This is a genomic window from Nonomuraea composti (assembly GCF_012034275.1).
Lineage (GTDB): Bacteria > Actinomycetota > Actinomycetes > Streptosporangiales > Streptosporangiaceae > Nonomuraea > Nonomuraea composti.
In genome coordinates this window covers 129,618-152,457 of sequence record NZ_JAATEP010000027.1, presented here as the reverse complement: position 1 = coordinate 152,457, position 22,840 = coordinate 129,618, and the positions used below count along the sequence as shown (strand labels likewise).

General features: G+C 72.1%; 23 protein-coding genes. 9 read left to right on the top strand and 14 right to left on the bottom strand.

The window, feature by feature from the left end; all coding sequences use genetic code 11:
* The first annotated feature begins 526 nt into the window (after positions 1-526).
* The 6 genes from HCN51_RS33145 (at position 527) to HCN51_RS33120 (ending at position 5,176) form a co-directional block, all read left to right on the top strand.
* Positions 527-1,027: a hypothetical protein gene (locus tag HCN51_RS33145; protein ID WP_168014938.1), complete on the top strand. Its 501-nt coding sequence runs from the start codon at positions 527-529 to the stop codon at positions 1,025-1,027.
* Between the two features lie 119 nt (positions 1,028-1,146).
* Positions 1,147-1,569: a hypothetical protein gene (locus tag HCN51_RS33140; protein ID WP_168014936.1), complete on the top strand. Its 423-nt coding sequence runs from the start codon at positions 1,147-1,149 to the stop codon at positions 1,567-1,569.
* A 57-nt stretch (positions 1,570-1,626) separates the two neighbouring features.
* Positions 1,627-2,091, top strand: a complete 465-nt coding sequence (locus tag HCN51_RS33135; RefSeq protein ID WP_230466596.1) for an RrF2 family transcriptional regulator — start codon at positions 1,627-1,629, stop codon at positions 2,089-2,091.
* A gap of 50 nt (positions 2,092-2,141) precedes the next feature.
* Positions 2,142-3,335: an MFS transporter gene (locus tag HCN51_RS33130; protein ID WP_206068162.1), complete on the top strand. Its 1,194-nt coding sequence runs from the start codon at positions 2,142-2,144 to the stop codon at positions 3,333-3,335.
* 101 nt (positions 3,336-3,436) lie between these two features.
* Positions 3,437-4,405: a zinc-binding dehydrogenase gene (locus HCN51_RS33125; RefSeq protein ID WP_168014932.1), complete on the top strand. Its 969-nt coding sequence runs from the start codon at positions 3,437-3,439 to the stop codon at positions 4,403-4,405.
* Between the two features lie 99 nt (positions 4,406-4,504).
* The gene (locus tag HCN51_RS33120; protein ID WP_168014930.1) at positions 4,505-5,176 is read left to right on the top strand and encodes a tetratricopeptide repeat protein; all 672 of its coding nucleotides are present in this window, start codon (positions 4,505-4,507) and stop codon (positions 5,174-5,176) included.
* Between the two features lie 4 nt (positions 5,177-5,180).
* On the opposite strand, the gene HCN51_RS33115 is transcribed toward HCN51_RS33120, so the two are convergent.
* From HCN51_RS33115 to HCN51_RS33085, 7 genes are all read right to left on the bottom strand, one after another.
* Positions 5,181-5,981: a glycerophosphodiester phosphodiesterase gene (locus HCN51_RS33115; RefSeq protein ID WP_168014929.1), complete on the bottom strand. Its 801-nt coding sequence runs from the start codon at positions 5,979-5,981 to the stop codon at positions 5,181-5,183.
* A gap of 154 nt (positions 5,982-6,135) precedes the next feature.
* On the bottom strand, positions 6,136-7,032 hold the full coding sequence (locus HCN51_RS33110; protein WP_168014927.1) for a sugar phosphate isomerase/epimerase family protein: 897 nt from the start codon (positions 7,030-7,032) through the stop codon (positions 6,136-6,138).
* Between the two features lie 11 nt (positions 7,033-7,043).
* Complete coding sequence (locus HCN51_RS33105) at positions 7,044-9,149, bottom strand: PQQ-dependent sugar dehydrogenase (RefSeq protein WP_168014925.1); 2,106 nt, start codon at positions 9,147-9,149, stop codon at positions 7,044-7,046.
* A 195-nt stretch (positions 9,150-9,344) separates the two neighbouring features.
* On the bottom strand, positions 9,345-10,577 hold the full coding sequence (locus HCN51_RS33100) for a S1C family serine protease (protein WP_168014923.1): 1,233 nt from the start codon (positions 10,575-10,577) through the stop codon (positions 9,345-9,347).
* Positions 10,578-10,720: 143 nt separating this feature from the next.
* Positions 10,721-11,392, bottom strand: coding sequence for a response regulator (locus HCN51_RS33095; RefSeq protein WP_080047426.1), 672 nt, complete (start codon positions 11,390-11,392; stop codon positions 10,721-10,723).
* Positions 11,389-12,549, bottom strand: coding sequence for a sensor histidine kinase (locus HCN51_RS33090; RefSeq protein WP_168014921.1), 1,161 nt, complete (start codon positions 12,547-12,549; stop codon positions 11,389-11,391). The genes HCN51_RS33095 and HCN51_RS33090 overlap by 4 nt, the downstream gene beginning before the upstream one ends.
* 23 nt (positions 12,550-12,572) lie before the next feature.
* Positions 12,573-13,151: a hypothetical protein gene (locus HCN51_RS33085; RefSeq protein WP_168014919.1), complete on the bottom strand. Its 579-nt coding sequence runs from the start codon at positions 13,149-13,151 to the stop codon at positions 12,573-12,575.
* Between the two features lie 162 nt (positions 13,152-13,313).
* Between HCN51_RS33085 and HCN51_RS33080 the strand changes: the two genes are divergently transcribed.
* The gene (locus tag HCN51_RS33080; RefSeq protein WP_168014917.1) at positions 13,314-14,522 is read left to right on the top strand and encodes a serine hydrolase domain-containing protein; all 1,209 of its coding nucleotides are present in this window, start codon (positions 13,314-13,316) and stop codon (positions 14,520-14,522) included.
* A 352-nt stretch (positions 14,523-14,874) separates the two neighbouring features.
* Here the strand turns inward: HCN51_RS33080 and HCN51_RS33075 are convergent, their stop codons facing one another.
* Positions 14,875-15,495, bottom strand: a complete 621-nt coding sequence (locus HCN51_RS33075) for a hypothetical protein (RefSeq protein WP_168014915.1) — start codon at positions 15,493-15,495, stop codon at positions 14,875-14,877.
* A gap of 323 nt (positions 15,496-15,818) precedes the next feature.
* Between HCN51_RS33075 and HCN51_RS33070 the strand changes: the two genes are divergently transcribed.
* Positions 15,819-16,898, top strand: a complete 1,080-nt coding sequence (locus HCN51_RS33070; RefSeq protein WP_168014913.1) for a trypsin-like serine peptidase — start codon at positions 15,819-15,821, stop codon at positions 16,896-16,898.
* Positions 16,899-16,902: 4 nt separating this feature from the next.
* On the opposite strand, the gene HCN51_RS33065 is transcribed toward HCN51_RS33070, so the two are convergent.
* The 4 genes from HCN51_RS33065 to HCN51_RS33050 form a co-directional block, all read right to left on the bottom strand.
* A complete protein-coding gene (locus HCN51_RS33065) occupies positions 16,903-17,244 on the bottom strand; it encodes a chorismate mutase (protein ID WP_230465738.1) in 342 nt (113 codons plus the stop codon).
* 80 nt (positions 17,245-17,324) lie between these two features.
* Positions 17,325-18,500 (bottom strand): 4-hydroxybenzoate 3-monooxygenase, encoded by a 1,176-nt coding sequence (locus tag HCN51_RS33060; protein WP_168014911.1) that lies wholly within the window; start codon positions 18,498-18,500, stop codon positions 17,325-17,327.
* A gap of 81 nt (positions 18,501-18,581) precedes the next feature.
* On the bottom strand, positions 18,582-18,839 hold the full coding sequence (locus HCN51_RS33055; RefSeq protein ID WP_240973487.1) for a hypothetical protein: 258 nt from the start codon (positions 18,837-18,839) through the stop codon (positions 18,582-18,584).
* Between the two features lie 63 nt (positions 18,840-18,902).
* Complete coding sequence (locus tag HCN51_RS33050; protein ID WP_168014909.1) at positions 18,903-19,244, bottom strand: hypothetical protein; 342 nt, start codon at positions 19,242-19,244, stop codon at positions 18,903-18,905.
* A 174-nt stretch (positions 19,245-19,418) separates the two neighbouring features.
* Here HCN51_RS33050 and HCN51_RS33045 point away from each other — a divergent pair, with 174 nt between their 5' ends.
* Positions 19,419-20,753: a hypothetical protein gene (locus tag HCN51_RS33045; protein ID WP_080044520.1), complete on the top strand. Its 1,335-nt coding sequence runs from the start codon at positions 19,419-19,421 to the stop codon at positions 20,751-20,753.
* Positions 20,754-20,842: 89 nt separating this feature from the next.
* Here the strand turns inward: HCN51_RS33045 and HCN51_RS33040 are convergent, their stop codons facing one another.
* Both HCN51_RS33040 and HCN51_RS33035 read right to left on the bottom strand, forming a co-directional pair.
* On the bottom strand, positions 20,843-22,228 hold the full coding sequence (locus tag HCN51_RS33040; protein ID WP_168014907.1) for a PLL family lectin: 1,386 nt from the start codon (positions 22,226-22,228) through the stop codon (positions 20,843-20,845).
* Between the two features lie 164 nt (positions 22,229-22,392).
* A complete protein-coding gene (locus HCN51_RS33035) occupies positions 22,393-22,827 on the bottom strand; it encodes a GNAT family N-acetyltransferase (RefSeq protein WP_206068161.1) in 435 nt (144 codons plus the stop codon).
* Between the last annotated feature and the right edge of the window lie 13 nt (positions 22,828-22,840).

Sequence of the window (22,840 nt, the reverse complement as noted above, 5' to 3'; positions counted from 1 at the left end):
AAAAAGGCCGGAATAGGAGTTGTTTTGGGGGTAGGGGTGTTAGGGCTTGTCCTCTCCCGCCCCCCCCCCCCCCCCCGCGCCCGCCGGCACCCCCCCCCCCCCCCCCCCCCCCCCCCCCCCCCCCGCCACTGATGGGCGCCCACACGGCAACGGGACACCCGTCCAGCACGCCGCGCCCGGCGGACACGCGCCGGGCCGGCGGCCGCACGGCAACACCGCACCCGCCCCATATGCCCCTGACGGACCCGCGCCCGGCGGGCACCTCGTGGAGGGGCGCCAGCACGGTGGTGGTGCGGCCGGCGGAAACGCCTCCGAGGTGTCCGTGCCCGCCCGGGAGGCGGGCGGCTTAGGGGATCGGCGGCGGCGGGTGCTTGCTGTGGTTTCGGCGAGTGCGGCGGCGGTCGTCGCCGTCGGAGTGGGGATCGGTGTGTACGCTCTGGCGCCGGCCACCGCTCAGCGCCAGGCACAGCGGGCTTCGGTGTCGCCTGGAGCGGTGGTATCGGAGTCGGGGGCGGACGGTACGGGGGTGCCGTCGGTCAGCGCGTCCGCTTCCTCGCCTGCGCCCAGCGCGTACAAGCTGCTCGCCAGCGCGGATCCCGCAAAGACCGGCGAAGGTGCCCAGGCGTCTCCCACCAGGACGCCGCGTAGGTCCGCGTCCCCGGCCCGTGACGCGGACGCGACGCCTGGCAGCAGCCCCACCTCCTCGGTCAAGAAGCCGAAGGCGACTCCCGAGGCCACTCGCAAGTCGCCGACGAGCAAGGCCACCGGTAGTGAGCGGCCGTCGCCCAAGCCGTCGCTCCAGCCCTCCACGGGGTCGGTCACGTGGAACGACGCCGGCGAGTACTGCAAGGCGCAGGGGCGGTCGGTCTCGTTCGGGGCGGGGTGGTCCGGCATGAAGTGCTCGGGCGGGGGTGCGGAGCTTTCGGTGTCGGAGTTGTGTGCGTGGAAGTACCCGGCCTACAGCAACGCCGTGGGGGTGGCGCCGGAGAACCCGTTCGTGCCGACCGCCACCTGCAACCTGGCCTGATCGTCCGACGATCCACCAACAGGCCCGTTTAGTCCGGTTCTGATGCGGTAGGGGCGCTCGGTGGCGGAACGCGAACGAGGCGGCCACAGCGGAGCGGCCGCCCGGCGCCACAGCAGGAGGTGACGATCATCCTCGCGGCATTGGCCATCCCGGTGGCGGCTCTGATCGGTCTGATGCTCATGCAACTGCTGGAGGACGCGCTGTTGCCTTCTCCGGCCGACTCGCGAAAACCCGAAGCCGAAGGTGACACCGCCGTCGCGGCGACGACGGCCGACCTGGCACCCACGCCCGACCTGGCGCAGGCTTCCGATCCGGCGCCCGTGGTCGAGGGCAAGGTCGAAGCCGGGGCCGGGGCCGGGGCTGCCGTGGCGGCGCCTCCGGCTGTGATCTTGACCTTTCCTGCCCCCACTCGCCCCTACGCGTCCGGTCGTGGGCGGCCGGCCACGCGCAGGCCGTCGAGCTGTGCGAAGGCCGCCGCGCCAAAGGGAGGCCCGAGGTGGCCCGCGTCGCGGCCCCGCCAGGCGGTCCCGCGCTCGGCCTGACGGGCGGGCCGAGCGGCCCATCGGCGATCGGGGATGTGTAATATCCCCGTTGTGCAAATGGGCGAAGGAGTCGAGTGGGGGTTGCACTGCTGTGTGACCCTGGGCTGGCTCAAGGACGAAGGGCCGGTGTCGATCCGCAAGCTGGCCGCCTGGTTCGACCTTCCGCAGGAGTACCTGAAGAAGCGCCTCCAGGCCCTGACCAAGGCGGGGATCCTCACCTCGACCCCGGGTGTCAGGGGCGGGTTCGCGCTGGCCAGGCCGCCGGAGCAGATCACGATGATGGACGTGGTGACGGCGCTCGAAGGGCCGGTGGAGGCGTTCCGGTGTGCCGAGATCCGGCAGCGGGGCGTCGGCGCGGAGGGTGGCCAGTTCCGCCGGCCGTGCGGGATCTCCATGGCGATGCGGCGGGCGGAGCTGGCCTGGCGGCGGGAGCTGGCCGGGCAGACGATCGCCGACCTCATGGAGGGCGCGACCCCCTCGGGTGAACGCACCCGCCGCAACTACGCGCGCATGCGCGGCTGAGAGCACCCCCTTCGTCCCCCCACCGGGCTCGTTGCAGGACAGGAATGAGGATGTCTCGTATCCCGATTAGGACGCTGGTGCTCGGGCTGGGCACGTTCGCCGTCGGCACCGACGCGTACGTGGTGGCCGGGTTCCTCCCGGCGATGGCCCGGTCGCTGGAGGTCTCCGAGAGCACCGCCGGGCAGTCGGCCACGGTGTTCGCCGTGGCCTACGCGGTGCTCTCCCCGGTGCTGGCCACGTTCACGGCGCGGGTGCCGCGCCGGGCCCTGCTGACATCGGCGCTCGCCGTGCTCGCGCTGGCCAATCTCGGGTCGGCGCTGGCGCCCAGCTACCCGGTGCTGATGGTCACCCGGGTGCTGGCCGCCGCCGGGGCCGCCGCCTTCACGCCCAACGCCGGGGCCGTGGCCGCCGCCATGGCGGCGCCGCAGCAGCGGGCGCGCGCGCTGGCCGTGGTGGTCGGCGGGCTGACCGTGGCCACGGCGCTGGGCGTGCCGCTCGGCAATCTCGCCGACCGGGCGCTGAGCTGGCGGGCCGCGCTCGGACTGGTCGCCGCGCTCTGCGCGGTGTGCGCCGCCGGCGTGCCGGCCGTCCTGCCCGGCCTGCCGGGCAGCCCGAGCGTGCCGCTGCGGGCCAGGCTCGACGCGCTGCGTCATCCGGGGGTCGTCGCGGTGCTGCCGCTGACCCTGCTCGGCATCATGGCCAGTTACGGTCTGTACGCCTACGCCGTCCCGCTCCTGCACGAGCTGGGGGCCACGCCGGCGTCCGAGATGTGGCTGTTGTTCCTGTACGGTGTGGGCGCCTTCGTCACGAACCTGGTCGCGGGCCGCGCCGCCGACCGGTACGGGCCGGTCAGGGTGCTGGCCGTGGGATACACGGCACTCACCCTCACTCTGGGCGCCTTCACGTTGGCCGCCGGCACGGGGCCGCACGTGCTGCCGGTGGCGGCGTTGCTCATGGCGGCCTGGGGGGCGAGCACCTGGTTCCAGACGCCGGCGCAGCAGCTGCGGCTGATCACCGCCGCGCCCCAGGAGACGGCCGTGGTGGTGGGGCTGAACGGCTCCGTGCTCTACCTCGGCATCGCCCTGGGGACGGCGCTCGGCGGGCTGCTCCTGCCCGTGGGGGCGCCGGTCGCGCTCGGCGTGAGCGCGGGGCTGGCCGCCGGATGCCTGCTCTACCTGGCCGCCACCCGCCGCGTCGGCGAGCGGGCGCCGGAAAGCCCTGTCTCTCAGGGGGTGCGGGAATAGGGGCGATCTTTCAGTGGCTGTCCTGAACGGCATCGGGGGTGTCATGGGCGCCGGGTCGGCTCGGGGGCGCCGGCCCCTGCTCGACGTGAAGGAGATGCAGGATGCGCGCTGTCTGGTTGAGGGAGTTCGGCGGGCCCGAGGTGCTGACGGTCGAGGAGACGCCGGATCCCGTGCCGGGCGAGGGCCAGGTGCTGATCGAGGCGGCGGCGATCGGCATCACGTACGTGGAGACGCAGGTGCGGTCGGGCTCGGCGCCCGTGCCGTTGCCCACGCTGCCGGTCATCCCGGGCAACGGCGTGGCGGGCACCGTGGTGGCGGCGGGGCCGGGCGTGGACGAGGCGCTGGTCGGGCAGCGGGTGGCCACGACGACCGGCGGTTCGGGCGGGTACGCGGAGAAGGTGGCGGTCGACGCGTCCCTCGTGATCCCGATCCCGGACGGGCTCGGCTTCCGCGACGCGACCGGCCTGCTGAACGACGGGCGGACCGCCTTGGGCATCGCCCAGGCGGTCGCGTTCCAGCCGGGCGAGTGGGTGCTGATCGGGGCGGCCGCGAGCGGCGTCAGCAGCCTGCTGATCCAGCTCGCCGGGCAGGCGGGCGCGCGGGTGATCGCCGCGGCGAGCTCGGGCACGAAGCTCGGCCTGGCCCAGAGCAGGGGCGCGGAGGCGGGCGTGGACTACACGCGGCCTGACTGGGCCGATCAGGTACGGGAGGTGACCGGCGGCGCGGGCGTGGACGTGGCCTGCGACCCGGCGGGCGGCCCCATCGGGCGGGCGGCGTTCGAGCTGGTCAGGAAGGGTGGGCGGTTCCTCGCGTTCGGGGCGGGGAGCGGGTCGATGACGGTGGTCGCCGAGGAGGAGGCGGCGCGGCGGGGCGTCACCCTGGTGCCCATGGGGGCGGCGTTCCCCTCCCCCGAGGCCGTCCGGGAGCTGTCGGTGCGGGCGCTGGCCGAGGGCGCGGCCGGGCGGCTGCGACCGGTGATCGGGCAGACGTTCCCGCTGGAGCGGGCCGCCGACGCGCACGCGGCGATCGGCAAGCGGGCCACGCTCGGCAAGACGTTGCTGATCCCCTGAGTTTCGCCGGGGCGGCTGGCGGCGCTGTCGATCAGCCGGTTCCTGCACGGCAGGGAGACCTACGACCAAAATGGCGACCCGACGCCGATCTTCGCCGCCGTGGACCAGGCGGAGGCGTTCCTGCGCCCCCGCGCGCCGGACGGGGCGAACCAGGACCGGCACCTCATCACCGATGCCCGCCACGACACGGGCCCCGGCCTGCGGCAGCGGCGGTTGCTCGCCCCGCTGCGCAGGCTCGACGCCGGGAAGTGGCCGCCGGCCGCGCCGGACGCGGCCGCGTTGTTGTGCGCGGCCGTGCGGGCGCACGCCGAGGGCGAGCCCGGCCGCGCGGGGCGGCTGGCCCGCGAGGCGGCGCGGGTCTGCCCGCCGAAGGAGATGCGGGTCCGCGCCGACATCGAGTCGCTGCTCGGCAACCTCTCCTACGAGCAGCGTTCGCTGGACGAGGCCGTCGAGCGCTACCTCGCCGCCGCGACCCTCTTCGAGGCGCTGAACGACTGCACCTCCGTGGGCTGGATCCTCGCCGCGGCCGGCCGGATCTCGCTCGAGCAGGGCAGGCGGAGCACGGCCGTGGCGCACATGCTGGCGGCCACCGGCCGGCTCCCGCACGACCCGGTCGTACGGACGGGGCTCGGCCAGGTGCTGCGGGCGGCGGGCGAGACCGCGGCGGCGCTCGACGTGCTGACCCAGGTGCTGGAGCGCGACGACGTCCCGGAGGCCAGGCGGACGCGGAACGAGATCGCCAGGGACGGAGACGGCCCCGCCAAGCGGTAAAGGGTCACCGTTGCCGGGCTTCCTCCAGGAGGTCGGGGCGGTTGGTCATGATGCCGTCCACCCCGTACGAGATGAGCCGGCGGATGAGCGCGGGCCGGTCGGCCGACCAGGTGTAGACGCGCATGCCCCGCTGGTGCGCCTTCTTGACGTAGCGGGCGGTGAGCCCGATGTGCGGGAGGGTGAGCCCGTCGGCGTACTTGGCCACGTCGGCGAGCCCGCGGGCGGCGGGCTTGCCGAGCAGGGCGATGGGCAGTCCGGGCACCATGTCGCGCAGGAGCCGCATCGACTGCCAGCCGAACGCCTGCACGGTGAGCCGGTCCGCGCTCCACGACTCGCGCTCTTCCTGCAGCTCGGCGGCCACGCGGCGGTCGATGTCGGGGCTGCGCGGGGAGTGCTTGATCTCCAGCAGCAGGCCGGTGCCGGTGTCGCGCAGCGCCTCCAGGGCCCGCTTGAGCGTGGGCACGCCTTCGCCGCGGTAGCGGGAGGAGAACCATGATCCGGCGTCCAGCCGCTGGATCTCGGCGAGGGTGAAGTCGGAGACCCGCCACGGCGAGCGCTTGGGGAAGAGCTGTTCGACGTTCGTGGTGCGGCTCAGGGTCTCGTCGTGCATGAGGACGAGCCGGTGGTCCTTGGTCTGCTGGACGTCGAACTCGCACCTGTCGGCCCGTTCCTCCCTGGCCCGGGCGCAGGCGGCGATGGTGTTCTCGGGTGCGTGGGCCGCGCCGCCGCGGTGGGCGATGTTGTCCACCTGCGGCGGCAGAGCGGTCAGGAGCACGGTGACGACGACACCGAGCGAGTGAAACATACTTCCCCCCAGGCCCCCATATATCTGGAATACAGGAGGAAGTTCCCCGACGACCGTTTTCTAGTGGCAGGTCGAGAGGGCGAACGCGAACTTTGGGGGGATATGGCGGGTTCTTGGGCGAGCGGGCCAGGGGAAGCCGGGCCCGCTCCCCCTCTCAGAACCGCAGCTTGCGCAGGTAGCGGTAGCCCACCTCGGACGTCTGCCGCGGCGTCACGTCGGGCGTGTCGTTCTCCACGATGTACTCCCTGACCCGGTGGGCCTCGAACACCCGGCGGAAGTCGATCGTGCCGGTGCCCAGGTCGGCCATGTCGCCGTCCAGGTGCCGGTCCTTGACGTGGTACTGCAGCACGCGCTGCGGCGCCCGCCTGATGACGTCGATCGCGAACTTCACCGGGTCCTTGGCCCCGCGCCCGACGCCGCCGGTGACCGCCCAGTAGATGTCGATCTCCAGGTGGACGAGGCGCGGGTCGAGCTCGCGGGTGAGCACGTCCCACGGGGTGACCCCGCCGCCGAGGTCGGTGGTGAACTCGTGGGCGTGGTTGTGGTAGCCGTACCGCAGCCCGGCCGCGCGGGCGGCCTGCGCCTCCACGTTCATCCGCTCGGCCCAGCCCTTCCACTCGTCCAGGCTGGTGGAGGCCAGGTACGGCACGACCATGTACGTCTGGCCGAGCGTCAGCGCGTTCTCGATCTTCGTGGCCAGGGCGGCGTCGTCGGCGCTGATGCCGTCGTGGCTGGAGCTGGCCTGGAGGCCCAGCCCGTCCAGGAACTCGCGCAGCTGCCGGGCCGTGCGGCCGAAGTAGCCCAGCGCCAGCTCGACCTTCGGGTAGCCGATCTCGGCGAGGTAGGCGAGGGTGGTGTCGTAGTTCTTGGCCAGGTCGTCCCGGACCGTCCAGAGCTGCATGCTGATCTGGCCCGGGGGGACACGTTCCCGGCCGCCGTGGTGCGGGGGCGTCGCCGCCGCCGCGGGGGACGCGGCGGCGAGGGCGGCGGCGCCGAGCCCGAGCCCCGCCGCGAGCAGGGAACGCCTGCTGGGGCCGTAGCCGTAACACATGAGGGTGTCTCCTAACTCGTCGGCTCCAGCACCACTTGCGTGCTGGAGGTCAGCGGGGGCAGGCCGCCGGTGCCGGGGTCGGTGTAGGTGGCCACGAAGACGCCGGTCAGGTGGTCGGTCTCCGGGTCGTGGCCGCTCGGCACGGTGGTCTGGATCGAGCCCGTGCAGCCGCGGGCCGTGGTCTGCGGGTGGCCGTGGTCGTCGTGGCCGAGGATGTAGTCGACGGTCACGTTCGCGCAGTTCACCGGCTGGTCGTCGGTGACGCGCACCTCGAACTCGACGACGTCGCCGAAGGTGAACGGCTGGCCGGCCGCCGGGCGGACCAGCTCGACCACGGGTGCGGCGTTGCCGACGACGATCCGTACCGACGTGGCCGCCGAGCGGCCGCTCGGGTCGCTGACCCGCAGCGTGGCCTGGTAGATGCCGTTCTCCTTGTACGTGTACGACCCGCTCCGGGCGCGGGAGTCGACCCGGCCGTCGGCGTCGAAGTCCCACGCGTAGCTGATCCGGTCGCCGTCGGCGTCGCTGGTGCCGGTGCTGGTGAAGCTGACGGTGAGCGGGGGCAGGCCGCTCGTCGCCGAGGCCGCCGCGACCGGGATCGGCGTGTGGTTGCCGGTGTTGCCGATGTAGTCGATGCGGGCGAGCTGCGCGTCGGGGTTCTCGCTGAAGTAGCCGTCGCCGTACTCCAGCACGTACAGCGCGCCGTCGGGGCCGAACTCCATGTCCATCGGGTTGTCGAAGACGAACGAGGGCAGGACGGGCTCGATCCGCCCGTCGCGGTGGAACGCCTTGACGTAGTCGCGGGTCCACTCGTAGAACAGCGGGACGCCGTCGTAGTACCGCGGCCAGCCCACGGCGGTGCGGCCGCGCGTGTCGGCCGGGTCGAAGGCGTAGGCGGGGCCGGCCATCGGGCCGATGCCGCCGGTGCCCAGCTCGGGGAACTCCGGCGAGGCCCCGTAGGAGTACCAGACGTCGGGCTGCGTGACAGGCGGCAGCCGGCGCAGGCCGGTGTTGTGCGGCGAGTCGTTGACGGGCGCCGCGCAGTCGAACGTGGCTCCCGACGCGCCGGTGGCGAAGTCGTAGTCCACGTACGGCAGCCGCGCCGTCGCGCAGTACGGCCAGCCGTAGTTGCCCGCCCGGCGCACGACCGTCCACTTGCCGTGCCCGGCCGGGCCGCGCGCCGGGTCGGCCTCCTGCTGGTCGGGCGAGTAGTCGGCGACGTACAGCTCGCCGGTGCGCCGGTTCAGCTCGATCCTGAACGGGTTGCGCAGGCCCATGGCGTAGATCTCCGGCCGGGTGCCGGCCGTGCCCGGCCTGAACAGGTTGCCCTTCGGGATCGTGTACGAGCCGTCGTCGCGGACGCTGATGCGCAGGATCTTGCCGCGCAGATCGTTGGTGTTGCCGGCGCTGCGCTGCGCGTCGAAGGCCGGGTTGCGGTCGGGCCGCTCGTCGATCGGGGTGAAGCCGTCGGACTGGAACGGGTTCGTGTCGTCGCCGGTGGACAGGTAGAGGTTGCCCGCGGCGTCGAAGACGATGTCGCCGCCGACGTGGCAGCAGATGCCCCGGTCCACCGGGACGTCGAGGATGCGCTGCTCGGTCCGCAGGTCGATGGTCGTGCCCGCCCAGCGGAAGCGGGAGAGCCTGATCAGGCCCTTGAAGGGGGCGAAGTCGGCGGGGGTGCCGGTGAACGGGGCGTCGCCCTCGTTGACGTCGGGAGTGGCGGGGTCGTCGGTGGGGGTGTTCAGCGGGGGCGAGTAGTAGAGGTAGATCCAGTCGTCCTTCTTGGAGCCCTTGCCGAAGCCGGGGCTGAGCGCGATGCTCTGCAGCCCTTCCTCGTCGTGCTGGTAGACGTCGAGGCGGGCGGCCAGCGTGTTCAGGCCGGTCTTCGGGTCGTGTAACCAGACCTCGCCCTTCCTGGTGGTGTGCAGCACCCTCGAATCGGGTAACACCGCCAGATCCATCGGCTCGCCGGGGTGGTCGTTGAGGGTCACCTTCTGGAACTGGGAGTCGGGCAGCGGCGCTGCCGCTCCTGCCGGTGCGGTGCCTGCTTGGGCGGCGCCCGCGGGCAGCAGGATCGCCGCGGCCGTCAGCGCCGCGATGGCGGTTCTCACGCTCATGCCTCTCTCCTTCGGTCTACTCGGGGGGATAAGAGAGGGCAAATTAACGTGAATGTAACCCGAGTTACGCCGATCGACGAGGCCCCACCCGTCACCAATCCGCGTATCTTTCTCATCTCGCCGCACTAAGTGCCACAAGCAAGATCGCCTCCGCCCGTGCGGGCGAAGGCGATCCGAGTGCAGGACTGCGAGAGGCTACTGCTGCTTCTTCTGCTCCTCCATGGTGACGGTCACGGTGTTCTCCTCGCCGTCCCGCTGGTACGTGATCGCGACCTGCTGGCCGACCTTGTACCCGCGCACCTGGCCGACGACCGTGTCGCCGCCCTGCACCGGCGTGTCGCCGATCCTGGTGATCAGGTCGCCCTGCCGCAGCCCGGCCTTCTCGGCGGGGCTGCCCTTGGTCACCTGCCGGACGAGCGCCCCGGACACGTCGCCGGTGGCGTCGGTGACGCTCACGCCGAGGAACACGTGGCTCACCGTACCCTTGCTGATGAGCTGCTCGGAGACGTGCTTGGCGGTGTTGACGGGGATCGCGAAGCCGAGGTTGACGCCGTCGGCGGCGATCGCGCTGTTGATGCCGACCAGCTCGCCCGCCGCGTTGACCAGCGCGCCGCCCGAGTTGCCCGGGTTGATGGCCGCGTCGGTCTGGATCATGCCGCCGAGCGTGGTCGTCTCCTCCTGCCGCTGCCCCTGCCCGCCCCAGCCCGGCGGGAGCTGCTGCTGGTCCTGGCCGCTGCCCGAGGTCACGGTGCGGTCCAGCGCGCTGATGATGCCGGAGGTCACCGTGCCGTCGAGGCCCAGCGGGCTGCCGATGGCCAGCACGTCGTCGCCCACCTTGAGCTGGTCGCTGTCGCCCAGCGCCACCTTGGCCAGCCCCGACACGCCTTCGGCCTTGATGACCGCCAGGTCGGTGGCCGGGTCGGTGCCGACCACGGTCGCCCTGGCCGTCTTGCCGTCGTTGAACTTGACCGTCAGCCCGTCGTTCTGCCCCGAGACGACGTGGTTGTTGGTCAGGATGTAGCCGTCCTGCGACAGGACCACGCCCGAGCCCTCGCTCGTCGAGCCCTGGATCATCACCACGGACGGCTGCACCTTCTCCGCCACCTGCGCCACCGTGAACTGGTTGGTGGCGGTGCGGAACACCGGGCTCGGGTTGCTCGCCGTCGCGGTCGCCACGGGCCGCGCGTCGGCCCCCGCCAGATACGCGCCCACCGCCCCACCGCCCAGCGCCGCCGCCGACAGCGCGGCCACGGCGGCCAGGGCCAGCCCGGCGATGGCCTTGCGGGTCAGCGTGAACCCGGCCCGCTTCGGCGCCGGAGGCGGCGGCATCACCGGGTTCGGCCGGGTGAACCCTCCGGCGGAGGGCGGGGTGGCGCCGAACTGGCTCCAACCACCGGTACGAGGCTCGCTCGGCTCGTTCGCGTCCATGTCATCTCCTGTAGTCCCGATGAGACAAGAGTGGGGCATGGGGCGTAAACACCGACTAAGCGGTGAATGCCGGGTTCGGCGCAGCGCTGATCTCGGCCTTATCGGCGCTGGCAGCGGGTGATCGAACCGCCGGAGAATTCACGTCAACGAAGGTCGCCGGGCACGATCAGGCCCGTCTCGTACGCGGCGATCACCGCCTGCACCCGGTCCCGCAGCCCCAGCTTGGTCAGCACGTTGCTGACGTGCGTCTTCACCGTGTGCTCGCTGACCACCATCTCCTGCGCGATCTCCGCGTTGGACAGCCCCCTGGCCATCATCCGCATCGTCTCCTGCTCCCGCCCGGTCAGCACCGCCAGCCGCTCCGACGGCGGGGCGAGCGGGCGCGGCGGGGCGGCGCGGGAGGTGAAGTCGGCGATGAGCTTGGTGGTGACCGAGGGGGCGAGCAGCGACTCGCCGGCCGCGACCACGCGGACGGCGTGCACGAGGTCGTCGCGCCGCACGTCCTTGAGCAGGAAGCCGCTGGCGCCCGCCCGCAGCGCGTCGTAGACGTAGTCGTCGAGGTCGAACGTGGTGAGCATGAGGACGCGGCAGTCGCCGTCGGCGCAGACGGCGCGGGCGGCCTCGATGCCGTCCATGACGGGCATGCGGATGTCGAGCAGGAGCAGGTCGGGGCGGTGCTCGCGGACGGCGGCGATCGCCTGGACGCCGTCGCCCGCCTCGGCGACGACCTCGATGTCCGGCTGGGCGTCGAGGATCATGCTGAACCCGGCGCGGACGAGCTCCTGGTCGTCGGCCACGACCACGCGGATGCTCACGACGCCGCCGACGGGAGCCGGACCAGGACGCGGAAGCCGGGCCCGTCGCCGCGCGGTCCGAGCTCGGCGGTGCCGCCGCAGGCGGTGGCGCGCTCGCGGATGCCGATCAGGCCGTTGCCGCCCGAGGGCAGCGCCAGGTCCCGGCCGCGGCCGTCGTCGGTGATGTCGATCATGAGTGCGTGGTCCTGCCAGGTGAGGGCGATGTCCGCGCGGGTGGCGCCCGCGTGCTTGACGATGTTGGTGAGTGCTTCCTGGGTGATGCGATACGCGGCCACCCCCGTGTCGGGCGACAGCGGCCGCGGCGAGCCCGTGGTGGAGTATGTCACGTGCAGGCCGGTCCCCCTGATCTGGTCGGCGAGGGCGGGCAGCGCGTCGATGGTGGGCTGGGGGCCGCGCGGGCCCTCCTCCTCCTTGAGCACGTTGAGCAGGCGGCGGAGCTGGTCCATGGCGTCGCGCCCGGCGCCGGCGATGGCGTCGAAGGCGGCCACGGCCCTGGCCGGGTTCGAGGTGACCGCGACGGGGCCGGCCTCGGCCTGCACGACCATGACGCTGACCGCGTGGGCCAGGATGTCGTGCATGTCGCGGGCGATCCTGGCGCGCTCCCGCTCGGCGGCCCGCTCGGCCTCGATCTCGCGCTCGCGGGCGAGCTGGAGAGCGCGTTCCTCCAGCGCGGCGGCGTGAGCGCGGGAGGCGGCGGCGGCGCGGCCGATGGCGTACGCGGCGACGAACTGCACGGTGCCGCGCAGCGCGGACTCGGCCGAGCCGACGATGAGCAGGCCGCCGCCGAGCGTGACCGCCAGCGCGATCCACCGCTTCCACCTGCTGGAGTAGGCGGCCGTGGTGTAGACGGCCACCAGCGTGGTGTACCAGATGGGCTGGGAGGCCACCTCGTCCACGAGGTCGTAGAAGCCGGTGGGCAGGCACACGGCCAGCAGCACGAGCACGGGCGCGCGCCGCCGCCAGACCAGCGGCACGGCGGAGGTGACCACGACGGTGTACCCCCACCAGTGCCAGGGCCCGCCGTAGGGGTTGGCACGGGACAGGAGCGGCCAGAGCTGCACGAGGAGCACCAGCACCGCGAGCGCGCCGTCCACCAGGATCGTGGGCAGCCCGCCGTACCAGCGGCGCAGCCGCACGACCAACCGTGACTCGGACATAAGCCCCAATTGTGCCCGCCAGGTCACGCGGCTGCGACCGCGACCCGGGCCGGCGCCCGGCGCGCGAGCGGGACGAACGAGATCAGCAGGCACAGGGCGCCGAGCGGGATGAGGTCCTTGTCGGCGAACGGCAGCGCGAGGTCGAGCAGCACCAGCACCGGCGTCCACGCCCCGACCCTGCGCATGACGGCGAGCTGGACGATGAGCGCGAGCTGGGCCAGGTAGAACAGGAACGGGCCGCCGTCGTAGACGACGAGGGACACCCCGGGCACGCTCTGCGCCTGGTCGAAGATCACGCCCATCCCGTCGTGGTCGGCGGCCACGAACCCGGCCACGAGGTCGATCCCGAACTGCGCGAGCAGCGTCGCGATGCCGGCGGTCCCGGCCACCGCGCTCACGGTGGCCAGCGGGCCGCGCCCGGCCATGGCGCGCAGCCGCCAGAAGATGTGGGCGAACAGGACGAGGGCCGCCATGAACGCGAGGTGGCCGATCGTCCAGGCCGGGCCGGGGCCGCGGCTGCCGTCGAGCCCGTCGATGATGCGGATCACCCCGTAGGTGAAGGTGAGCAGGGGTGCGGCGATGAAGGCGAAGCGGGGGTTCATGCCGCAAATCCTCGTCCTGGAGAGGGGGGCCGGGCATCGCCGGTGCGAGGGATTCGGGGGCTCACTCGCTCGAGTGAGAAGAAATGGGTCGCGTCGGCGATCCGCGAAGGGGGTGCCGCCCAGCAGGATGGCGCTCGTTCCCCCGACCTTGGAGAGATTCCCATGTTGAAGACCGCGGCCGCCTGCCTGGCCCTTGCCAGCGCCCTCACCGCCGCCCCTGCCCCTGCTCAGGCGAGCACGCCCACCCCGTCCTGCCCGCCACCGGCCGTGATCGAGCCGAACCCCGATGCCGTGCTCCCGCCGGTCAACAGGACGGCGCTGGCCCGGTCGATCGCCGGCCTGCCCGCCGCCGACGCCGCCGCGGCCGTGGTGCGCGTGGGCGGCACGAAGGGCTCGTGGCAGGGCGTGAGCGGGGTCGCCGACCTCAAGACGCGGCGCAAGGCGTCGGGGCAGGCCCGCTTCCGGGCGGGCAGCGTGACGAAGATGTTCACCACGGCGGTCGTGCTGCAACTCGTCGCCGAGGGCAGGCTCTCGCTCGCCGACACCGTCCAGGACCACCTGCCCGGCCTGCTGCCCGGCTCCTACCCGGACATCGAGGTGGGCCAGCTCCTCAACCACACCAGCGGCCTGCCCGCGCCCGACCTGCCCGGCTCCTTCGCCTACGTCTACGAGACCAGGTTCAAGAAGTGGACGCCCGAGGAGTACGCGGCCCTGGCCGTGCGCAACCCGATCGAGTTCGCCCCGGGCACCAGGCAGCACTACCTCAACATCAACACGTTCGTGGCCGGCCTGCTGATCGAGAAGGTCACCGGCGAGACGTACGAGCACGAGGTGACGGAGCGGATCCTGCGCCCGGTCGGCATGCGCGACAGCTACCTGGCGGGCACCTCGACCACGATCAGGGGCCGGCACCAGAAGGGCTACCAGAGCGTGCCCGCGGGCTTCGAGAACTCCTTCGCCTACGGTGACGACCATCTGGTGGACATGACCAGGACGAGCGTCACCTCCACCTGGGCGTCGGGCGACCTGATCTCGACCGCGGCGGACCTGGAGAAGTTCGTCAAGGCGCTGTTCTCCGGCGCGGTCGTGCCGCCGGCCCAGCTGGAGCCGATGTTCACGGTGCCGGACGTGACGATGTTCGACGAGTGCGGCAACCAGCCCGCGACCTACACCTCGGGCATGACCAGGATGGTGCTGCCCGGGGGCCTGGTCGCGTACGGCAAGAGCGGGGCCCGCTACGGCTACGCGAACGGGATCGGCGCCACCCGGGACCTGTCGAGGACCCTGGTGTACTCGGTCAACTCCTTCGACGCCAAGGGCTCCGGCCAGAACCAGCGGACCCTCGGCATCGTGATGGCGTCCTTCTCGTGAGGCTCGCGAGATGTTTCGTGAGACACGCGAGATGTTTGGTGAGACGCGCGAGATGTGAGGGTCGTCGGTGGCGCCCTCACATCTCGGGCGGCGCCGGGCTCAGCGGCGCCGGCGCCGGCGCCTGCGGGCGCGCCCGCCCCCGGCGCTGTCGTTCCCACCCGGATAGGTCGGCTCCGGGCCGGGAATCCGGAAGAACGGGATGAACCCCAGATATCGCTGGATCGCGGCCATGATTTCCCCCTTGCGGAACGCGGGTCGCGCGCCGGACGGGCTGCGCGCCCGGCGCTGCCGGACTGACCCGCAACCCTACCCGCGAATGGCCGCCGAAACCCTTCTGACCTGGGATTTCGTTCTACTTGTTGGACAGCTTGCGGCGCTTGAACATCGGGTGCTTGGTCTCCCAGTAGCGCCAGCCCTCCACGCGCGAGGGCACGTTGGCGATGCCCGCCGAGATCTTGACGTGCGCGCACGTGCCGAGGACGTTCCAGGCCGACCAGCCCACGCGGTAACCGAAGACCCGGTACCACATGTTGCCGTACATGCCGTCGCTGATCTCCTGCGTGTACTCGTGTCCGCTGTAGACCATGTGCCGCTCTTCGAGGTGCGGCAGGCCCAGCCGGCGCAGGTTGTAGATGACGTCGTCCTTGTCGATGACCTTCTGGGCCTCGTTCTCCGTCTCCAGGAAGGCGGTGACCTCGTGCTCGCGGGTGACGGACACCGTCATCGAGCCGCCGGGGCCGTCGATGTAGCGGGTGCGGGGCACGAAGAAGTTCCGCGGCGACATCTGGTGGATCCGGAAGAACGTCCGCGGCCGGCAGTTGCGGCCGTCGTCGTCGTCATCGTGGTGGTCGACGAAGCCGCGGTCGAACTTGTGGTGGTCGGGACCGTCGTCCTTGTCGCCCGCGCTGGCCGCCGGCGCCATGGTGACGGCCAGTACGGCCGCGAGAATGCCGCGCGTGACGGGCTTCGCCATTTTTCTCATTGGGGTGAGCATTTACCGTTCCTTTCGGAATGCGACCCATAGTCGCCAGACCGGTACGATGCTTACAGTTGGCACGAGCGAGATGACAACGCCACGCCGAATCCGAATTTCCCGTACTGGGAAAGAGCCGGTGAAAGAGCGCCAATACCGGGCGGCCATTAGGCAAAGCAATCCCCTTTCTCCGATATGTGACGGTCCGCGATATGGCGACTTCGTAGCGTGATGGCGATATATCCGTTTCGTAGGCGTTGAGGAAGATGGCGCCCTCCGTACGTACCTCCCTACGGCAGATTCCGGGTTACGGGAGGTACCTCATGCACCGCAGAGTCAGCCTGCTCTCCGCCATCGCGTTCGCCCTGGCCGGCACCCTCGTGCCGGCGGGCGCCGCGCAGGCGGGCGCCGCGGCGGCCGACGCCACGAACGGGCTCGGCCCCAGGCCCGTGAGCTGGGCCGCCGCGGACTCGCAGGCGGAGCGCAGGACGGTCGCGCAGTACTGGACCGCGCAGCGCATGCTCGCCGCGCAGCCCCTCGACGCGCCCGCACCCCGGCGCACCCAGTCGCGCGGCCCGTCCGAGGGCGACCCGTGGGCCACCCGGGGCGGCTCGTCCGCCACCACCCGCCGCGGCCCGTGGACCACCCGCGGGGCCTCGTGGTCGGTCGGCGGCACCGCCCCGGTGACCACCGCGCGGCAGTCCCTCATCCCCAACAGCCCAGGGCTGCGGTGGACGGACGGCGGCGCGGTCGTGCGCACCACCGGCCGGGTCTTCTTCACCACCGCGGAGGGCGGCAACGCCTCCTGCTCCGGCTCGGCCGTGACCAGCGCGAACGAGAGCGTCGTGATCACGGCGGGGCACTGCGTGAAGCTCAACGGGGCCGCGCACAGGAATTGGGTGTTCGTGCCGGCCTTCGACAACGGGCGGCGCCCGTTCGGCACGTGGGTGGCCAGCGCGATGCTCACCACCCAGCAGTGGAACGCCCGGGAGGACATCAACTTCGACATGGCCGCCGTCGTCGTGGCGCCGCTCGACGGGCGCACGCTGACGGACGTCGTCGGCGGGCAGGGCATCGCCTTCAACCAGGCCAGGCAGCGGCAGATGTTCGCCTTCGGCTATCCGGCGGCCGAGCCGTTCGACGGGTCGAGGCTGATCTACTGCAGCGGGCGCGCGTTCAACGACACGGTGATGACCCGGGACCAGGGGCTGCGCTGCAACATGACGGGCGGGTCGAGCGGCGGGCCGTGGTTCCAGAACTTCGACGAGTCGACCGGCCTCGGCTGGCTGAACTCCGTCAACAGCTTCACCTACAACTTCGCCCCGAACTTCATGTTCGGCCCGTTCTTCGGTGACGAGGCCATGGCCGTCTACCGGGCGGCGCAGAACACCGACGCCCTCTGACCGGTCAGTCGCGCTTGGCCGCCGCGTGGTTGCTGGCGATCAGCTCGTGGTGCCGGACGACCTCGGCGATGATGAAGTTCAGGAACCGCTCGGCGAAGACCGGGTCGAGCTTGGATTCCTCGGCGAGCGCGCGCAGGCGGCGGATCTGGGCCGCCTCGCGCGCCGGATCGGCCGGCGGAAGCTGGTATTCGGCCTTGAGCCGGCCGACTTCCTGGGTGCACTTGAAACGCTCGGCGAGCAGGTGGACAAGGGCGGCGTCGAGGTTGTCGATGCTGTCGCGGAGCCGCTGCAACTCCTTACGGACGAACATTTCCTCATCAGGCTGATTTTCATTGGTCTTTTCCACGAAAATACGCCCCCTTGACTCTGCCAAGCTCCAAGAGGCGAAATATTAGCAGAAAAGGGACATTCGACGCCTACTCCGTTTCACGCCATGAGATCGGCGAACGCCCGCGCCGCGGCGTCGGAGGCGAACAGCCGCTCCAGCCGCGCCCGCGCGAGCTGCCGCCGGAACGGCCCGGCCAGCGTCGCGTTCCCGGCCTCGTGCATCATCTCGTGCATCCACCGGGAGAACTCCTGGTGATCCCACACCCGCTTCAGGCACGTCTCCGAGTACGCCGCCAGCGGCCCCTCGTCGCCCTCCCGCAGCGCCGCGCGCAGGCTCCTGGCCAGCACGTTCGCATCGGCGATGGCCAGGTTCATGCCCTTGCCGCCCATGGGGGTGATGATGTGCGCGGCGTCACCGACGAGGAAGAGCCGGCCGTAGCTCATGGGGTCGGCGACGAAGCAGCGCATCTCCACGAACAGCTTCTCCGTGATGGGCCCGGTCGGCAGGTCCGGATCGCCGAGCCGCAGCCGTAACTGCTCCCAGATGCGCTCGTCGCCCCACTCGTCGAGGCTGTCGGCCGTCCCGCACTCCAGGTAGAAGCGGCTGGCCCTGGGGCCCCTGGCGAACTGGGCGGCGAAGCCGGCCGGGTGGATGCCGAAGAGTGCGTGGCGCGGCGGCAGCGCGTCGGCGAGCACGGTCAGCCAGGCGACGCCGTGGTCATAGGTGTAGGTGGTCAGCGCGCCCTCGGGGATGCTGGCGCGGCTGACGCCGTGGAAGCCGTCGCAGCCGGCGACGTAGGCGCACGCGATCTCGTGCCGGCCGCCGTCCGCGTCCGTGTAGGTGACGGCCGGCGTGGGGCCGTCGAGGCCGTGCGGGGTCACCTCGGCGGCGTCGAAGCGCAGGTCGCCCCCGCCCTCCAGGAACGTCGCGATGAGGCGCTGGACCAGGACCTGCTGCGGCACGACCCGGCCCGCCCGGCCGTCGGTGAGCGCGGCCACGTCGAAGAAGCGCGGCCGGCCGTCGAGGCGGATCTCCAGCCTGCCGTCGCTCGACGTGCCGGCCAGCACGCTCTCGCCCAGCCCCCACTCCTCGAAGACGCGGGCGCCGTCGTGCTCCAGCACGCCCGCGCGCTGCCGCTGCTCCACGTACGACCGGCTCTGCCGCTCCAGCACGACGCAGCCGATGCCGGCGCGCTGGAGCAGGTTGGCCAGGGTGAGACCGGCCGGCCCCGCTCCGATGATGACGACCTCGACGTTCTCCCGCATGCTGCGCATCCGACACCAAGATCGACGAATGCGCAAGCCCCGTTCTCAGGGCGGCCGGAAACCGCCCGGTCACCTACGCGCAGCCCCCCGTCAGGCGCCCAGGTCGCGGACGATGTTGTCCAGCCGGACGGCCAGGTCGTCGAGCATCCCGTCGGTCGGGGCACCCTCGGGGAGCTGGGCCATCACCTCGTCGCGCCGGGCGATGACCAGGCCCTTGTGAGCGTCGTCGACGTCGGCGGCGGGCAGGACCACGCAGTCTCCCCGTACGAAGACCAGCGTGGCGTCCGGGTGCTCCGAGTCCAGCAACCGGCGGACACATTCCCGGTCGATCAGCGACATGGCGGACATGGCAGCTCCTCGCGTTCGTGCTTGCCCCCGCAGGCCGTTTACCCACGTGGGAAGGGTGAAACCTCAGCCGAAGACCGGTGGGCCACCGTCCGAGCGGGCCCGGCGGACGCCGGTCACGACCAGGTAGACGGCGGCGGCCAGCGCCACCAGGGCGGGCGGGATCGCCAGCGGCGGCCGGCCGGCGAGCAGCGCCAGCACGGCCAGCACCACCCCGGCGAGCAGCGCCAGCCCGGCGGCGAGCAGGCGCAGGCCGAGCCGGTTCGAGGGCGGCGGCTGCTCCGCCCACTGCCCGCGGCCCGCGCCGGGCACCCCCGGCACGCCGGTGTCGCTGACGTCCTCCTGCCGGGGAGGGGGCGGCTCCCGCAGCACGGGGGCGAAGAACTCGTCGTCGTCGCGGTCTCTCACTGGTTCTCCTTAGAGGCTCGTCCGTGCCCCCTGCCCCGTGCTCGCGGGCTGTCACGTCATCGCCGTTGACCTGCGGAAATACCACTACGTTTCGCTCCCGCGCAATCACGGAGAGTGACCGTATGGTGTGCTCAGTGGCCCCAGCGGCCCCTCAGCAAAGCGAGAGGATCGAGCATGGCGCAGGAACCGAGAATCGACGTCGAGACCAGAGCCTCCGGTATCGAGAGCAGCCTGACGGCCGAGCAGGTCGAACGGATCGCCGACGCGCTCGGGCAGCAAGGGGTCTGGTTCGCCACCCCGCCGCAGCGGCAGGGCGACGCCCGCCCCGCCGACCAGGTCTGGGACCTGGTCGGCGACCGGCCGCACCAGGGCCAGACGGCGACCGGCCGCGCGGCCGTGCACCTGGCGGAGGGGCACGACGCCCTGACCAGGCCGCTGATCCTGGCCGACGGCTTCAACTACGGGCCGAGCGACCTGGACGCGCTGTGGCGGCACTTCAATCAGCCCTACCAGCAGGGCGTGCCCGGCTTCCTCGACCAGCTCAGGTCGATGGGCATCGACGTCGTCCTGCTGGGCTTCGACCAGCGGCACATCGCGATCCAGGCCAACGCCGCCGTGGCGGTCACCGCCGTGCTGCGCGCCATCGAGGAGCGGCGGGGCGACACCCCGCTGGTCGTCGGCGGCGCCAGCATGGGCGGCATCGTCACCCGCTACGCGCTGGCCCGCATGGAGAACGAGCGCGTCGACCACCAGACCGACAAGTACTTCTCCTACGACGCGCCGCACCTCGGCGCGTGGATCCCGCTGGTGCTCCAGCAGCTCGCCTACCTGCACGAGGCGCTGGCCCCGCGCTCCGGCGGGCCGGGGCAGGCCGAGCTGATCCGCAGCCCGGCCGCGCAGCAGCTCCTGTGGGGCTGGGTCGACAGCGCCGACTACTCCGGCCCGGTCACCACCTCCAGCCCGCTGCGCAGGGAGTTCCTGGACGACCTGCGCCGGGTGGGCTGGTTCCCGATGCGCCCGTACAAGCTGGGCCTGGCCAACGGCACCGGCAACGGCGCCGGCCCCGACCTGCCGCCCGGCACGCCGGTCTTCGACCTGCAGCACGAGGCGCTGCAGCTCACCGCCCGCATCCAGCCGGACGGCGGCGAGCTGCAGAACATCGGCACCGTCCGCTTCGGCGCGCCGGTGTGGACCAGCGCCACCTCGCACGTACGCGCGTTCGACGGGGCGCCGGGCGGCACGCTCGACTCGTGGGGCCGCCTCGCCGACGCGGTCGGGCTGCCGATCCAGGACCGGTTCAGGTCGAGCGCGTTCGTGCCCGCCGTCAGCGCGGTCGCGCTGGCCAGGGACCCGTTCCAGTGGCAGGAGGACCTGTACCTGGACCTCAGCGACCTGCCGAAGGACGAGACGTTCCTCGACCGGTTCTGCTGCGACGCGACCAACACCGAGCACACCTCGGTCTCCCGGCCGCTGATCGAGTGGTTCCTGGAGCAGCTCGCCGGCTGGTGACCCGGGCGTAGCAAACGCCGGCTCGCCGGCTGGTGATCCCGGCATGAGAACGCCGGCTCGCGGATCTCGCGAGCCGGCGTTCGCCGTGTCTAGCGGATGCCCCGGTGCACGCACAGGAGCTGGTCGTGGGTGGCGTTCTTGTCGCGGTAGGCGATGATGGCCGGGCCCTCGGCGCTGAAGTGATGCGGCAGCCGCTCGTCGGCGGTCCAGCCGGAGCCGTTGAAGCTGCTCCACCACAGGCTCTGGTCGGCGGCGCCGCGGTGCACGCAGTAGAGCCGGTCCTTGTAGACGGTCAGGGCCGGGCCCTCGGTGGCGTGATGGCCGGGCAGCTTCTGGTCGGGGCTCCAGCGGGAGCCGTCCCAGCGGGTCCACCACAGCGCCGTGTCGTTGCCGGCGCCGCGGTGCACGCAGTAGAGGTGGCCGCGGTAGACGGCCAGCGCCGGGTTCGAGGCGCTGAAGTGCTGCGGCAGCCGCTCGTCGGGGCTCCACGTGGAGCCGTCCCAGCGGGTCCACCACAGCGCCTGGTCGCCGCCGGCGCCGCGGTGCACGCAGTAGAGCTGCCCGTCGTAGGCGGCCAGCGACGGCGCGCTCTCGCTGAAGTGCTGCGGCAGCCGCTGGTCGGAGCTCCAGTACGAGCCGTCCCAGCGCGCCCACCACAGCGCCGTGTCGCCGCCGCTGCCCCTGTGCACGCAGTAGAGCCGCCCGTCGTAGGCGGCCAGCGCCGGAGCCGCCGCGCTGAAGTGGCGGGGGAACAGGGCGTCGTCGTTCCAGCCCTGCTCGGCGTCGTAGAACGTCCACCACAGGCTGGAGTCGCCGTCGGCGCCCCGGTGCGCGAGGAACAGCCGGTCCTGGAACTCGGCCAGGGCCGGGCCCGACACGCTGAAGTGGTCGACGAACCGCTGGTCGGGGCTCCAGCCGTCGCCCGGCTCGTGGACCGTCCAGTACAGGCTGGTGTCGCCGCCGCTCTGGCGGGCCGGGATCAGCGTGCCGGGCACCGTCCACGGCGAGGCCAGCTTGACCCCGTACGGACGGGCGATCGAGGCGATCCACTCGGCCTTGGCGCGCACGCCGCGCTCGATGAGCGGAGCCAGCCAGGAGCCCAGCACCGCGCTCGACACCTGCCCGATGAGCTGCGGGATCTCGGCGGCCAGGAGCGCGGCCGACTCGTTGAGGTGGATCTCGTAGCCCCACCACCTGGCCACCGGCCACACCTCGGCGCCCATGGTGCGCAGCTCGCGCTGGATGCCGCGCACGCGCTCCTGCTCCTTGGAGCTGAGCTCGGCGATCTGCCGCTCGCTCTCCCTGCGGGCATCGACCGCCCCGGTCTCCTCGAGCAGCTCGGTCTCGACGGCCTCGTCCACGGCGGCCGAGGCCACCGGGTCGTCCTGCGCGTGCAGCAGCGCGGCCTCGGTACCGAGCACGCTCTCTTCCGCCCCGTTGACCCTTGTCTTCTGGGCCTGCGTCTCATCGGTCATTTTCCGCCCCCTGGAGTGATGGATGCACGAACTTCGCCATCGTAACCAGGAGTGCTGATACGGTTACTCTAAGGCTGGATTGCTCCGAGTAAAGCCCCACCTTCCTTTACGCGCCGGCCGCTCAGACCCCTCTCCACAGTCGGGGCCCAAGCGCGCAGCGGGGGCTAAGGGCTGACGTAGTGGTGCAGCAGGGCCGGCTCGCCCGCCGCGTTCAGCCAGGTCGCACGGCTGCTGGCGACCCTGCGCCAGCCCAGGCGCTCGTAGAGCCCGATGGCGGCCCGCCCCTCCGAGGAGACCTCCAGCTTCAGCGGCAGCGGGGTCGAGGAGCGGGCCGACTCAAGGAGGCGGGCGGCCACGCCGCGGCCACGGGCGGCGGGCGTCACGAACAGCCGGCTGACCTCCTGGTCGCGGGTGATCGCCACGTGGCCGAGCACCGCGCCCGCCTCGATCGCCAGCCAGGCGGCGGTCATGCCGGCGGGGGTCAGCCAGGCGCCCGGGTCGTCCGGCCAGTTCACGGGGTAGCGGTCGGCGGCCTGGACGGCGGCGAGCGCTTCGACGCAGGCGGGCAGGTCGGCGGGGGTTCTGGGGCGAATGTCCACGAAGGGCAAGCGT

What these genes read in the sequence shown, in the direction of transcription:
- HCN51_RS33060 (WP_168014911.1), bottom strand. Translation starts at nt 18,500, where the DNA reads ATGCGCAGCATGCGGGAGAACGTCGAGGTCGTCATCATCGGAGCGGGG.
- HCN51_RS33090 (WP_168014921.1), bottom strand. Translation starts at nt 12,549, where the DNA reads ATGTCCGAGTCACGGTTGGTCGTGCGGCTGCGCCGCTGGTACGGCGGG.
- HCN51_RS33075 (WP_168014915.1), bottom strand. Translation starts at nt 15,495, where the DNA reads ATGGCGAAGCCCGTCACGCGCGGCATTCTCGCGGCCGTACTGGCCGTC.
- HCN51_RS33040 (WP_168014907.1), bottom strand. Translation starts at nt 22,228, where the DNA reads ATGACCGATGAGACGCAGGCCCAGAAGACAAGGGTCAACGGGGCGGAA.
- HCN51_RS33080 (WP_168014917.1), top strand. Translation starts at nt 13,314, where the DNA reads ATGTTGAAGACCGCGGCCGCCTGCCTGGCCCTTGCCAGCGCCCTCACC.
- HCN51_RS33070 (WP_168014913.1), top strand. Translation starts at nt 15,819, where the DNA reads ATGCACCGCAGAGTCAGCCTGCTCTCCGCCATCGCGTTCGCCCTGGCC.
- HCN51_RS33045 (WP_080044520.1), top strand. Translation starts at nt 19,419, where the DNA reads ATGGCGCAGGAACCGAGAATCGACGTCGAGACCAGAGCCTCCGGTATC.
- HCN51_RS33055 (WP_240973487.1), bottom strand. Translation starts at nt 18,839, where the DNA reads ATGTCCGCCATGTCGCTGATCGACCGGGAATGTGTCCGCCGGTTGCTG.
- HCN51_RS33085 (WP_168014919.1), bottom strand. Translation starts at nt 13,151, where the DNA reads ATGAACCCCCGCTTCGCCTTCATCGCCGCACCCCTGCTCACCTTCACC.
- HCN51_RS33105 (WP_168014925.1), bottom strand. Translation starts at nt 9,149, where the DNA reads ATGAGCGTGAGAACCGCCATCGCGGCGCTGACGGCCGCGGCGATCCTG.
- HCN51_RS33115 (WP_168014929.1), bottom strand. Translation starts at nt 5,981, where the DNA reads ATGTTTCACTCGCTCGGTGTCGTCGTCACCGTGCTCCTGACCGCTCTG.
- HCN51_RS33135 (WP_230466596.1), top strand. Translation starts at nt 1,627, where the DNA reads ATGGGCGAAGGAGTCGAGTGGGGGTTGCACTGCTGTGTGACCCTGGGC.
- HCN51_RS33110 (WP_168014927.1), bottom strand. Translation starts at nt 7,032, where the DNA reads ATGTGTTACGGCTACGGCCCCAGCAGGCGTTCCCTGCTCGCGGCGGGG.
- HCN51_RS33125 (WP_168014932.1), top strand. Translation starts at nt 3,437, where the DNA reads ATGCGCGCTGTCTGGTTGAGGGAGTTCGGCGGGCCCGAGGTGCTGACG.
- HCN51_RS33130 (WP_206068162.1), top strand. Translation starts at nt 2,142, where the DNA reads ATGTCTCGTATCCCGATTAGGACGCTGGTGCTCGGGCTGGGCACGTTC.
- HCN51_RS33100 (WP_168014923.1), bottom strand. Translation starts at nt 10,577, where the DNA reads ATGGACGCGAACGAGCCGAGCGAGCCTCGTACCGGTGGTTGGAGCCAG.